Genomic DNA, 12,736 nt, shown 5'->3' with positions numbered 1-12,736 from the left:
TCGGTCGCCGCATCCATGCGGCTCACGCCCCCGCAACCTCCCCCCTCCCCGCCTCCGACAGTCTCCTGGCACGTCCGGTAGATCCACGCCATGCGTGGATGAATTGCGTCTGAGAGATGAATTCTCTCCGGTCGATGAATTCCCTGTAGAGCCGAGCCATGCTCGGCTCCGAGCAAGCGCAGCGCCGCGACCCGCTTTTCGCTTTTCCTTCTTCACTCCGTGGCCGGCCGTACACCGGAACCTGTCAGAGGCGGGGCGGGTGGGCCGTGTAGGGGCGCTGGCGCCATGGATGGCGCCATCGAGCTTACAGGGACGTACTTGCAGCGTCCCCTGCACGGCCCACCTGCCCCGCCCCGCCCATGAACCGCTCTATACGACCCGCCACGAGGGGCTCAGCCGTTGGCCGAATCCAGTAAAATCGTCGGCATGAACGCCCCCACCTTCCCCTACGACACCGCGCGCCTGAGCGAACTGGCCCAGCTGCTGATCGACAACGTCCGCGAACTGGCCCATGCCGGCTGGACCCCGGCCACCAGCAGCAACTTCTCCCACCGCCTGGACGATCGCCACGCGGCGATCACGGTGTCCGGCAAGGACAAGGGCCGCCTGATCGAGGACGACATCATGGTGGTGGACTTCGACGGCCAGGCCGTCGGCCGTCCGCTGCGCCCGTCCGCCGAGACCCTGCTGCACACCCAGTTGTACCGCCGCTTCCCGGAGGTCGGCTGCGTGCTGCATACGCACTCTCCGGTGCAGACCATCGCCTCGCGCCTGTACGCGCCGCAGGGTCATATCCGCCTGGAAGGCTACGAGCTGTTGAAGGCCTTCGCCGGCAACAGTACCCACGAAATGGCCATCGATGTGCCGGTGTTCGCCAACACCCAGGACATGAACGTGCTGTCGAAGCAGGTCGATGACCTGCTCGACCGGCAGAACCTGTGGGGCTATCTGATCGATGGCCACGGCCTGTACGCCTGGGGCCGCGACATGGCCGAGGCACGCCGCCACCTGGAAGCGTTCGAGTTCCTGTTCCACTGCGAACTGGAGCTGCGCAGGCTGCGCGGCTGAACCGGCGCGCAGGTGCAGATGCCGATCCGGAATCTGCGCCCTACACCCACCCTGCTACCCTGTCTTCCCCCCGAGACGTTCAAGCTGCCGCCATGAGCCGACTGCGCATCTACGACGACACCCGCCCCGATTCGCCGCTGCTGGACACCCAGGACGGCGCGGTCATCACTGCCGAGCTGCAGAAGATCGGCGTCACCTTCGAGCGCTGGCAGGCCACCGCGCCCGTCGCACCGGGCGCCAGCCAGGAGGAAGTATTCGCCGCCTACCGCGCTGACATCGACCGCCTGGTCGCCGAGCGCGGCTTCAAGAGCGTGGACGTAGCCTCGATCGCCCCGGACAACCCGAATCGCGCCGAGCTGCGCAAGAAGTTCCTCGACGAGCACTTCCACAAGGAAGACGAAGTGCGCTTCTTCGTTGCTGGCTCGGGCCTGTTCACCCTGCACGTGGGTGACAAGGTCTATGAGATCGAATGCGTGAAGGACGACCTGATCGCCGTGCCCGATGGCACCACCCACTGGTTCGACATGGGCGAGGAACCCAGCTTCGTGGCGATCCGCTTCTTCACCGAGCCGGACGGCTGGGTCGGCCATTTCACCGGCACCGACATCGCGCAGAAGTTCCCTCGTTACGTACCCACCCAGGCGTCCTGATCCATGCAAGCCCGCGTCATCCTGACCGACATCGAAGGCACCACCAGCAGCATCTCGTTCGTCAAGAACGTGCTGTTCCCCTATGCGCGCAAGGCGTTGCCCGCGTTTGTCGCCGAGCATGGCCAGCAGCCTGAAGTCCGCCGCTGGCTGGACGCGGTGGCTACCGAGATCGGCGGTGCCTGCAAGGACAATCTGATAGCCGAGACGCTGCAGGGCTGGATCGACCAGGACCGCAAGCACACCGCCCTGAAGGCGCTGCAGGGGCTGATCTGGGACGAAGGATACCGCCGTGGCGACTACACCGCGCACTTCTACCCGGAAGTGGCGCCGGTGCTGAAGGGCTGGCACGCTTCCGGCCTGCCGCTGTACGTGTACTCCTCCGGTTCGGTGCCGGCGCAGAAGCTGTTCTTCGGGTTCAGCGACGCCGGCGACCTCAGCCCGCTGGTGTCGGGCTGGTTCGATACCGAAGTCGGCGGCAAGCGCGAGGCCGACAGCTACCGCCGCATCGTGCAGGCCATCGGCGTACCGGCCGGCGAGATCCTGTTCCTGTCCGATGTGGTGGAAGAACTGGATGCCGCCCGCGAAGCCGGGTTGCAGACCCGCCTGATCGATCGCCTGGATGATTACCCGATGCCGCGTACCGGCCAGGCCGCCAACGGCCACGAACGAGTCGAGAATTTCCAGCAGATCCAGCTGTAAGCAAAATGGTAGGTGCCAACCTTGGTTGGCATGCTGCTGGTGTGCCAACCAAGGTTGGCACCTACCAAAGCGGGAAACCCCTCAACGGTCGTTGAGGGTCTTCACCTTCAGCGCTTCGCGCAGGGTAACCAGATCCACCGGGCCGCGCACCGCGATATCACGTGTTTCGCCCGGCAGCAGGTCCAGCAGGTTGTCTTCGACCTGCACATCCAGCGCGCCGAAGTCGATCCACGCCGCGCGCACGTACGCCGCGCTTTCCAGCCGCAGACGATAGTGGTCCCCTTCGATGGACAACGTGGCCTTGGGTTTCTGCCGCGGCAACAGCTGGTCCTTGGCCTCAACGAAACCGACCACCTGCCGCGCGCTCACGTCGCCTTGCTGCAGCAACTCGAACACCGCCACCGTACGCGTCGGGTCGGCACCGGCCAGCAGCTCTGCATCGCTGAAATCGCCCATCGAGGTGACACCCGCCGCCACCAACGTCACCGTTTCCTCGCGACGACGCAGCACCTTCCCCTCCACGTCCATCACCCGCAGACGCCAGCGCGCTTCCAGTGAGGCGCCATCATTGATCAGGCGCACCCGCGTGCTGCCCTCGTCGCGCAGCGCTGCCACCGTCACTGGCGCGAAGAAACGCCGCGCGGCGAAGTGCAGCGCCTTCCAGCGGCCGAAATAGTCCACGCTGGACCACGAGGCGCCGGGCCAGACATCGTTGAGCTGCCAGTACAGCGAACCCATCGTGTATGGCCGCGAGGCGCGATGATGCAGCGCCGCCAGTGCGATGCCATCGGCCTGCATCACTTGGCTGAGATAGACGAAGTCCTCGAAGTCCTTCGGCGTGCCGTAACCCAGTTCGATGTAGTGCAGCAGGCGGCTGTTGCCCTCGCCGGCCATGAATTTCTGGTGCGCGCGGATCACCGGGCTGTCGATGCGTTGTTCGGCGCGGGTGGCGATCTGGTCCACTGTCGCCACCGACGGCCACGCCTGCAGCCCGTACTCGGACATGAAGCGCGGCGTCTCGCGCAGGTAGGCCTGCACCGGCAACGCCGGATTGCCCCAGACCTGCCAGTAGTGCTTGTCGCCACGCGTTGAATCGTTGGCCTTCTCGTCAAGGTCGTTGCTCGGTGAGCTGGACCAGTACGGCACGCCCAGCCCCTCCTCGCCCACAACCTGGCGCAGGTCGTTGCCGAACAGGTCGACGTAGCCCTGCCAGACCTTCGCCGCAAATGCCGGGTCGGCCGCCTTCAGGTCGCGGCCGTGGCCCCAGTCCTTCCAGGCGGTTTCTTCCTCGTTGTTGCCACACCACAGCACGATGCTGGGGTGATGGCGCAGACGACGTACGTTGTCGCGTGCTTCGGCCACCACGTTGGCACGAAACGCCGGATCGTAGCCCGGCTGCATGCCGCCGCCGAACATGAAGTCCTGCCACACCAGCAGGCCCAGTTCGTCGGCGATGTCGAAGAACGCGTCCTCCTCGTAGTAGCCGCCGCCCCAGTTGCGCAGCATGTTCATGTTGGCGTCGCGCGCGGCCGTCAGCACCTGGCGCAGGCGTGCGGTATCGACGCGCGCGGGGAAGGCATCGAACGGAATGACGTTGGCGCCCTTGGCGAAGATCTCCACGCCGTTGATGACGAAGGCAAAGCCCTGCCCGCCCTTGCGGTCTTCCTCGCGGCGCAGTTCGACCGTGCGCAGGCCGATGCGCTGTTCGCGCGCCAGCTCCGGCGTGCCACCTTGGTCCAGGCGGGCCTGCACCATGTAGCGGTCCTGCGCACCGTGGCCGACTGGCCACCAGCGCCGCGGATCGGCCAGTTCAACCGGAACCTCGATGCTGTTCTGGCCGGGCTTCAGCAGCACCGTGCGCTGCACCTGGGCCACGTTGCGGCCCTGCGGATCGCGCACATCCACAGTCACCACGGCCGAGCCCGCCGACGCGCCCTGCTCCACCTGCAGCAGCACGGCCAGCTTCGCCTGCTCCGCGCTCAATGCATCCGTGCGCACCGCAAGATCGGTCAGGCGGTACGCGTCCCAAGCCTGCAGATCGATTCCGCGCCAGACGCCGGCGGTGACATAGCGCGGACCCCAGTCCCAGCCGAAGTGGTAGGCCGGCTTGCGCGCGAAGTTGCCGACCATCGCGTCCTTCGGCTCATCGCCATACGGCGACGGGTAGTTGCCAGCGATCTTGTGCGGCATTGCCCGCACGCCCGGCAGCAGGGTGCGGATCGGCGAACGGAACACGATCTGCAGTTCATTGTCCCTGGCCCGCAGGCGCCCATTCACGCGCGCGCGCCAGGTCCGGTGCGCGTTGTCCGCGCGCAGCAGCGGCTTGCCGTTGAGGCTGACGTCGGCGTAGGTATCCAGACCGTCGAAGCGCAGCTCGGCATTGGGCTTGGCCAGCGTCGCCGCATCCACGTCGAAGCGGGCGCGGTACTCCCAGGCGGCCAGGCCGATCCATTGCAGTTCGGCCTCTGGTGCGCCGACATACGGATCACGGATCAGTTCGTGAGCCAGCAGGTCGGTGTGCACGCTGCCCGGCACCGTCGCCGCCCGCCATTGCTGCAGACCTGGATGAGCGGCGCCCTGCGCGTCGCCGGGCAGCATACGGAACTCCCACTGCGCCTGCAGCGGCGTGGCAGCGACCGGGAAGGCGGACGCCGCGATCAGCAGCAGGAGCAGGCGGACAACGAGGGGAAGGCGATGCACGGGATGCTCCTGTCTTTCCGCCGGGCATGGTCCGGCGCTACCTGCAAGTCCAGTTCACGGCAGCGCCGGGCCATGCCCGGCGCGCCAACCTCAACGCACCACGTTCAACACTTCGTAGCACGCACCCATGGTGTGGTAATCCACCTTGCCGGCCGGGCTCTTCTCGTCGCTGTACTTGCGATTGTCGGCATCGAGGATGCGGAACCAGGCGCCGTACCGGTGATCGACGAAGTGTTCCCACGAATACGCCCAGATACGCTCGTACCACTGCCAATAGCGGTCATCGCCGGTACGCTTGGCCATCAGTGCGGCGGTCGCAAGCGTCTCCGCCTGTACCCAGAAATACTTGTCGTCGTCGCAGACGAAACTGTCGCCACCGATCGGGGCGCCATCCATGCCCGGCTGCCGGCGCGACTCCGGCGCGAAACCGTAGTACAGGCCACCCCGCGCCTCGTCCCAGCTGCGCGCCACGGCCACGTCGAACAGGTGCTGCGCGGTCGGCACCAGCCAGTCGACCTGCACATGGCGGTCCAGGATCAACAACAGCTTGGCCCATTCGGTCTGGTGGCCCGGCTGGAAGCCCCACGGGCGGAACAGGTGCTTGGGGTCGTCCAGGTTGTAGTCCCAGTCGATCTCCCAGTTGGAATCGTAGTGCTCCCACACCAGGCCACCGGCCTTGGCGGCCTGGCGGCGGGTCATGTTGTCGGCCAGCTGCAGCGCGCGCTCCACATAGCGCTGTTCGCCGCTGGCCTCGAAGGCGGCCAGCATCGCCTCGCACATGTGCATGTTGGCGTTCTGGCCACGGTAGCCGGTGAAATTCCACTGCCCATCGGCTTCGTCCTTGTAGAGGCCGTGCTGCGGCTCCCAGAAGCGCGCTTCCAGCAGCTGCCAGGTCTCGTCCATCCATGCGCGGGCCTGTTCGAGACCGGCCTTCAGTGCGCAGCTGTAGGCCAGCAGCACGAACGCCACGCCGTAGCAGTGGTTCATGTCATCCTCGACCTTGCCATCGCGCAGGGTCCAGGCGTAACCGCCGGTGGCCGGGTTGCGGTGCACCTCGCGCAGGTAGCGCACGCCGTGCTCGACTGCCTCACGGTATTCGGCGTTGCCGAATTCGCGGTAGGCCATCGCATAGTTGAAGACGAAACGCGTGCTGCTCACCAGATGGCGATGGTTGGCGTCGTAGATGCTGCCGTCGTCACGGAAGTAGTGGAAGAAGCCACCGTTCGGGTCGATGCAGCGCGGGTGGTAGAACGCCATCGTGTCGGCGATATGCGCGCGCAGGAACGCGGGCGAACGGAAGTCGGGGGAGGTGCTCATGCGGTAATGTCCTGGGCCTGCAGCAGCTGCTGCACTTCATCGAGCGAGGGCATCGCGGCGAACGCGCCCTTGCGGGTAACAGCCAGCGCACCGACCGCAGCACCGAAGCGCAGCGTGGCGGTGATCGCCTCCGGGTCCTTGCAGAAGGCGGCAAAACCGGCACCGGCGCCGCCGCGCTCCAGCAGCCCAACCAGCACGCCACCGACGAAAGCATCGCCAGCCGCCGTGGTGTCGACGGTAGCCACGCGGAAGCTTGTGATCGTGCCGTGGTTGTCGCGCGTGTACCAGTGCAGCGTGGCCGCACCGTCGGTGACGATCACCCAGCGCGCGCGCGCAGCGAGCAGGCGCCGCAGTACCGCTGCCTCGCCATCGGCACCCAGCGGCGCGGCCAGGTAGTCCAGCTCCTCGCGCGACAGCTTGACCAGGTCGGCGCGTTCCAGCGCCTGCCACAGGCGCGGTGTCGGATCCTCGTTCGCCGGCCACAGCGCCGGACGCAGATTGAGGTCGAGGCTGACCACCGCACCAGCCGCGCGCGCACGATCCATGCCGGCGAAGGTCGCCTCGGCGATGGCCGCTTCGGTCAGGCTGTTGGAACAGACATGGAAGCACTGTGCGCTGTCGAAGCACGCCGCCTGGAAGTCGCTGTCACGGAACAGCAGGTCGGCTGCCGGCGGGCGATAGAAGCTGAAGCTGCGCTCGCCGCTGGCATCCAGTGCGACGAAGGCCAGTGCGGTCTTGGCCGCATCGGTACGCACGATGTAATCCGTGCCCACGCCGTGCTCGACCAGGCTGTCGGCCAGGAAGTCGCCGAACATGTCGCGGCCCAGCGTGCCGACGAACTGCGTCTTCGCACCCAACCGTGCGGCCGCAACGGCAACGTTGGCCGGTGCACCACCGGCGTACTGCAGGAAGGCGCGCGGCGTGTCGGCCGAGGCCGGCGGCTGCGCTAGTAGATCGATCAAAATTTCGCCGAAGCAAACGATGCCACCCATTCCGGACTCAGCCTCCCTGCGTTGCGGAGGCCGGCGTACGCGCGCCGACCAGTCCGTAGAAAATGATGTAGCCGTAGCACAGCAGCGGCAGGATGAAGCTGGCCTGCACACCGATGTGGTCGGCCAGGACGCCCTGCAGGTACGGCACCACGGCACCGCCGACGATGGCCATGATCAGCAGGCTGGAGCCCTTGTTGGTCAGTGGCCCCAGGCGCTCGATGCTCAGCGCGAAGATGGTCGGGAACATGATCGAGTTGAACAGGCCGATCGCCACCACCGAGTACAGCGCGATGTTGCCGGAGCTCAGCATGGTCGTGACCAGCAGCGCCACGTTGACCAGCGCGAAGATCGCCAGCAGGCGGCTGGGCGAGAAGCGCGCCAGCAGCGCTGAACCCGCGAAGCGGCCGATCATCGCCATCGTCCAGTAGGCCGACACGTAGTGCGTGGCTTCCTGTTCGCTGAAGCCACCGATGTTGGGCATCGACAGGTAGTTGACCAGGAAGCTGCCGATCGACACCTCAGCGCCGACGTAGAAGAAGATGCCCAGCACGCCCAGCAGCAGGTGGCGCTTGCGCAGCACATCCAGGTAGCTGTGGTGGTGGCCCTGGTCGGCCTGCTCGGTGGCGTCGCTCAGCGCCGGCAGGCGGAACAGGAACACGAACAGCGCCAGCAGCACCAGCGCCACGGCCAGGCCCACGTACGGTCCCTGCACGGCCTGCGCCTCGGCGGCACGGTAGGCCAGCTGCTCGGCCGCCGGCAGCGCCGCGATGTCGTCAGCGCTCTTGACAGTGTTGGACAGGATCAGCATGCCGCCGAAGATCGGCGCGATGGCCGTGCCCAGCGAGTTCAGCGCCTGCGCCAGGGTCAGGCGGCTGGAACTGGTCTGTTCCGGGCCCAGCAGCGCGACGTACGGGTTGGCGGCGACCTGCAGCACGGTAATGCCCGTGGCCAGTACGAACAACGCACCGAGGAAGGCGCCGTACACGCGCAGTTCGGCCGCCGGCCAGAAGCCCAGCGCGCCAATGCCGGCGATCACCAGTCCAGCCACGATGCCCTTCTTGTAGCCCAGCGCCGCCACCAGGCGGCCCGCCGGCAGCGACATCAGGAAGTAAGTACCGAAGAAGGTGAACTGCACCAGCATCGCCTTGGCGTAGTTCAGTTCGAACACCGCCTTCAGGTGCGGGATCAGGATGTCATTGAGGCAGGTCAGGAAGCCCCACATGAAGAAGATCGTGGTCACGACAGCCAACGCCTTGCCGTTGGTGACGGCGGGTGCGTTGCCCGAAGAACCCGATGGACGGGGCGTTGCGGAGATCGGCATGCGGTACGCGCCTCGATGCGCGGAAGGTCGTTGTTGCGTGGAAGGGGTATGCGGAAGGAATCAGTTCGGTCGTGCGGCACTGCTTTCGCGGATGCGCAACTGCACCGGCGCGACCGTGCGCCGAGGCGGCGCGTCGGGTTCGTCCAGCCGCTGCAGCAGCAGCGCCGCAGCCTGGCGGCCACGCTCGCGCGGGTCGGCGGTGAGCGTGGTCAACGGCGGTACGGCCACCGCCGCCTCGGAAATATCATCGAAGCCGGTGACGGCGAAATCGCCGCCCGGACGGATGCCGCGCGAGTTCAAGCCCAGCATCAGGCCCAGCGCGACGGTGTCGTTGTAGCAGACCGCCGCACTCGGCCGATGACCGTCGGCGAAGAGTTCATCGGTGCGCGCTGCCGCTTCCAGGCGGTTCGGGGCCGACTCGATCATCCAGCCCGGCGGCAGCGAAAGACCGGCCTCGGCCAGCGCCTGCTGGAAACCCGCGCGGCGCTGGTGGCAGGAACTGGATGCGGCGTGGCCCCCGAAGAACGCGATCTGGCGGTGGCCGCGCTCAATCAGGTGGCGCGTGGCCAGATAGGCGCCGTGCTGGTTGTCCAGGGTCAGGAAGTCCCAGTCGGCCCCGGCCAGTTCGCGGTTGAACAGCAGCACGTTGGCATTGGCACCCAGTGCCTGCCGCAGCTGTGCGGTATCGCTGCCCTCGGCCGGCGACAGGATCAGGCCGGCCGGGGTGTGCTCCATCAGCGTGGACAGCACCGCCTGCTGCCGCTCCGGCGATTCACCCGTGCTGCCGAGCAGGGTCACGTAGCCACGCCCGCCCAACGCCTCGTCCACACCCGATGCGAACTCGGCGAAGAACGGGTTGGAGAGATCGTTGATCACCAGCGCGATGCTCGACGAGGTACGACGGCGCAGGTTGGCCGCCGCGCGGTTGTAGACGTAACGCTGGCGGCGCAGTTCGGCCTCGACCTTGGCGCGGGTATCGACGTTGACCAGCGGGCTGCCACGCAGCACCAGCGACACGGTTGCCCGTGACACGCCGATCGCGCGCGCGATGTCGGTCACCGTCACCGCCTTGCCGGCGCGCTTGCTGGGACTGTTGCCGTTGTCGTTCATCGTCTTCCCGGACTCCGCTGGAGGCTCAAGCCTAATGGATCAGGGCCGTGTCGTGCCGTGCCGTTCGCTGGGTCAGCGCGAACGGCACAGTCCGGCTCAGCGCAGCTGGCTGCCCGGTGCCGCGCACCAGGACACCGGCAGGTCCTTCACCGCGGTGCCCCAGCCCTGCTCCGGCGCCTTCGCGTCGAGCGCGAACTGCAGGCGCGGGCCCTGCTGCAGGCGGTCCCAGTCCAACCACACCGGTGCATGCGCCTGGCCGTCGACCCGCACACCCTGCACGTATTGCAGGCGGCGGCCATCGGCTCCCTGCGCGTCGATGCGCAGGGTTCGGCCATTGCCCATATCCACTTCGACCTTGCTGAAGCGCGGCGCGTGCAGCAGGAACTGGCCGCTGCCCGGCACCGCCGGGTACACGCCGATGGCGCTGAACAGGTACCAGGCCGACATCGTGCCGAGGTCATCGTTGCCGGTCACGCCATTAGGGGCATTGGTGAACAACTGCTGCGCGGCACGCACCACGGCGGCGGTCTTCCACGGCTGGCCGATCAGCGTGTACAGCCACGGCGAGTGCAGGTCCGGCTCGTTGTTCGGGTTGTAGCGGAACTGGTTGTAGTAGCTGTACGGCCCCACCACCCACGCCTTGCGGGCGGCATTGAGCGGATCGGCCTGCAGCGCGTCCATCGCGAAGAACGCATCCAGGCGGCGACCGGCCTGTTCGCGGCCGTCCATCGCTTCGACCAGGCCGGGCACGTCCTGCTGCGCCAGCCACTGGTACTGCCACGCCGTGCCCTCATGGAAACCGTGGTGCGAACGCGGGCTGTAGTGGCCATCGGCCGGCGTGTACCACTGGCCATCCTCGGTGCGCGGGCGCGGGAAGCCGGTGAAACCCGTCTCGGCATCCCGCACCTGCGGGTCCCACACCTTGCGCCAGTTGCGGCCACGCTCACGCAGCGTCGCCGCATCCTGCGCATGGCCCAGGCCATCGGCCATCTGCGAGAGCGCGCAGTCGGCCAACGCATACTCCAGCGTGGCCGAACCACCATGGTGTGGATCGACATCCATGCCCTTGGACGGGAACGCGCGGTCGTAGGCCACATAGCCCTTGTCCAGGTAGGTCGGGTTGCCGGAGCGTCCGGCCATGCGCGAGTTCAGTGGCGGCGTGCCGAAGGCATTGCGGCGCAGTGCATCCCAGGCCTGTGATTCACGGCCCTTGAGCGCGCCGAAGCGCCACAGGTCGACCATGAACGGCGTGACCGGATCGCCGGTCATGATGTTGGTCTCGAAGTTGGCATAACCCCAGCGCGGCAGCCAACCGACCTGTTCGTCGATCGCCAGCAGGGTACGGCCGATGTCGCGCGCCACGTCCGGGCGGGTCAGCGCCAGCCACTGGTTCTGCGCGCGGTAGGTATCCCACAGCGAGAAGTACTCGTAATAGGTCCAGCCATCGGCGCGGTGGATACCGTCGTCATAACCGCGGTAGCGGCCGTCGGCGTCGTTGCCGGTCATCGGCTGCAGCAGTGCGTGATAGACCGCGCTGTAGAACACCGCGCGGTCGTCGGCAGTGCCGCCCTGAACACGCACCCGGCCCAGCTGCTCGCGCCAGGACTGCTGGGACAGCGCACGCATGCGGTCGAAGCCGAGCAGCACCCCATTCTGCATGCCTTCTGCGCGCAGGTTGGTGCGCGCGCCTTCGGCATCCACGTGCGAGATCGCGCTGACCGCCGTCACCGACTGGCCCTTGGCCAGGTCGAAGCTGAGCCAGGCGCCGTTCGGCTTCTGCTCGCCTTCCATGCTGTGGCGCGCGCCCGGCAGGCCACCGCCCTCACCCCAGGTGCCATGCGCCTTGAACGGACGGTCAAACTCGATGCGGAACCAGGTGGTGTACTGGTGGCCGCCACAGAAGCTCTTGGTGACCAGTTTGCCTTCCACCACACGATCGCCGACCACATCGACCACGCTGCCGATCACCGAATGGCGCTCGTTGGCCTGGCCGACATTGACGAGCACGTGGCCATCGCCGCTGCGCTGGCTGAAGGTGTAGCGCTCGGCGGCGGCACGGGTGCGCGCGGTGGCTTCCGCATCGATGCCGCCGTAGCTGGTCAGGCGCACCTTGTAGTAGCCGGCCTGGCCGACCTCGCCATCGTGGGTGTAGGTCGATGCGTAGGCCTTGTGGTCGAACTGCTTGGCATTGCCGGTATCGAAATCGCCGCCCGGACCGATCGAACCGGTCACCGGCAGCACCGACACCTGCCCGCCCTGTTCCCAGCAACCCGCGCCGGACAGGAAGGAGTGGCCGAACCCGCGGATCTTCTCGTCGTCATAGCGCCAGCCCGAGTAGTGGCTGCCGATCGGACTGACCTGGATCAGGCCGAACGGTGCCGACGCACCCGGGAACGTGTTGCCGTCGTCCTTGCTGCCGATGAAGGTATTGACCTCGCGTTCCAGCGCGGCCGGTGCGGCCTGCAGCAGCACCGGCACTGACGACAGCGCGAGCAGGCAGGCCAGGCGCACCAGCGGGCGCGAGGACAATGGGACGGCGGGAGCGGACGGCACTGGACGCATGTCGGGTTCCTGTAGTCGATGACGCGGAGGCAGACGGCCGGGGCCGTCCGGCACCGTTCCGCTGAGCCCTGCCCTGACCTGCAGAGAGCTCCCCCTGGAATGACGCCCGACCCACCAGACCGTGAATTTAGATCGATTCAAGTAGAGCATGCAGGTTCAGCCGAATGCATTCTGCGGCGCAGCATGAGATGGGGTGTTCGGCAGGGCTGCGCCCTGCACCTGCTACGAGCTGGAGCAACAGCAACAGCAACAGCAACAGCAACAGCAACAGCAGAAGCCAGTTTCCTGCGGGGAGTCGGGGTGGGTCCGGTTGCGGG

At 67.0% G+C, this 12,736-nt stretch carries 10 protein-coding genes; 3 read left to right on the top strand and 7 right to left on the bottom strand.

The annotated features are described in order from the left end of the window. Positions 1–426 precede the first annotated feature (426 nt). The 3 genes from N5E02_RS11900 (at position 427) to mtnC (ending at position 2,417) form a co-directional block, all read left to right on the top strand. Positions 427–1,068 carry a methylthioribulose 1-phosphate dehydratase gene (locus N5E02_RS11900; RefSeq protein WP_057497058.1) on the top strand — a complete coding sequence of 214 codons (642 nt, stop codon included), beginning with the start codon at positions 427–429 and terminating at the stop codon, positions 1,066–1,068. A gap of 92 nt (positions 1,069–1,160) precedes the next feature. Then, positions 1,161–1,718, top strand: a complete 558-nt coding sequence (locus N5E02_RS11895) for an acireductone dioxygenase (RefSeq protein WP_065177596.1) — start codon at positions 1,161–1,163, stop codon at positions 1,716–1,718. 3 nt (positions 1,719–1,721) lie between these two features. Beyond that, positions 1,722–2,417 carry an acireductone synthase gene (gene mtnC, locus N5E02_RS11890; RefSeq protein WP_235649553.1) on the top strand — a complete coding sequence of 232 codons (696 nt, stop codon included), beginning with the start codon at positions 1,722–1,724 and terminating at the stop codon, positions 2,415–2,417. Between the two features lie 81 nt (positions 2,418–2,498). Here the strand turns inward: mtnC and N5E02_RS11885 are convergent, their stop codons facing one another. The 7 genes from N5E02_RS11885 to N5E02_RS11855 form a co-directional block, all read right to left on the bottom strand. Then, a complete protein-coding gene (locus N5E02_RS11885; protein ID WP_235649552.1) occupies positions 2,499–5,117 on the bottom strand; it encodes a glycoside hydrolase family 2 protein in 2,619 nt (872 codons plus the stop codon). A gap of 90 nt (positions 5,118–5,207) precedes the next feature. Then, positions 5,208–6,434, bottom strand: a complete 1,227-nt coding sequence (locus N5E02_RS11880; protein ID WP_065177594.1) for an AGE family epimerase/isomerase — start codon at positions 6,432–6,434, stop codon at positions 5,208–5,210. Then, the gene (locus N5E02_RS11875; protein ID WP_164093669.1) at positions 6,431–7,426 is read right to left on the bottom strand and encodes a carbohydrate kinase; all 996 of its coding nucleotides are present in this window, start codon (positions 7,424–7,426) and stop codon (positions 6,431–6,433) included. The genes N5E02_RS11880 and N5E02_RS11875 overlap by 4 nt, the downstream gene beginning before the upstream one ends. A gap of 7 nt (positions 7,427–7,433) precedes the next feature. Next, positions 7,434–8,747 (bottom strand): L-fucose:H+ symporter permease, encoded by a 1,314-nt coding sequence (fucP, locus tag N5E02_RS11870; RefSeq protein WP_235649551.1) that lies wholly within the window; start codon positions 8,745–8,747, stop codon positions 7,434–7,436. Positions 8,748–8,807: 60 nt separating this feature from the next. Beyond that, the gene (locus tag N5E02_RS11865; protein WP_005416345.1) at positions 8,808–9,857 is read right to left on the bottom strand and encodes a LacI family DNA-binding transcriptional regulator; all 1,050 of its coding nucleotides are present in this window, start codon (positions 9,855–9,857) and stop codon (positions 8,808–8,810) included. Between the two features lie 96 nt (positions 9,858–9,953). Continuing rightward, on the bottom strand, positions 9,954–12,419 hold the full coding sequence (locus N5E02_RS11860) for a GH92 family glycosyl hydrolase (protein WP_235649550.1): 2,466 nt from the start codon (positions 12,417–12,419) through the stop codon (positions 9,954–9,956). Between the two features lie 127 nt (positions 12,420–12,546). Next, on the bottom strand, positions 12,547–12,736 hold a 190-nt coding region (locus N5E02_RS11855), incomplete at its 5' end, for a hypothetical protein (protein WP_146257762.1).

The sequence above is a fragment of the Stenotrophomonas sp. GD03777 genome, from assembly GCF_029842485.1.
GTDB classification, from domain to species: Bacteria; Pseudomonadota; Gammaproteobacteria; order Xanthomonadales; family Xanthomonadaceae; genus Stenotrophomonas; species Stenotrophomonas sepilia.
The sequence above is the reverse complement of the archived record's forward strand: the minus strand, read 5'-3'. Positions and strand labels throughout refer to the sequence as shown.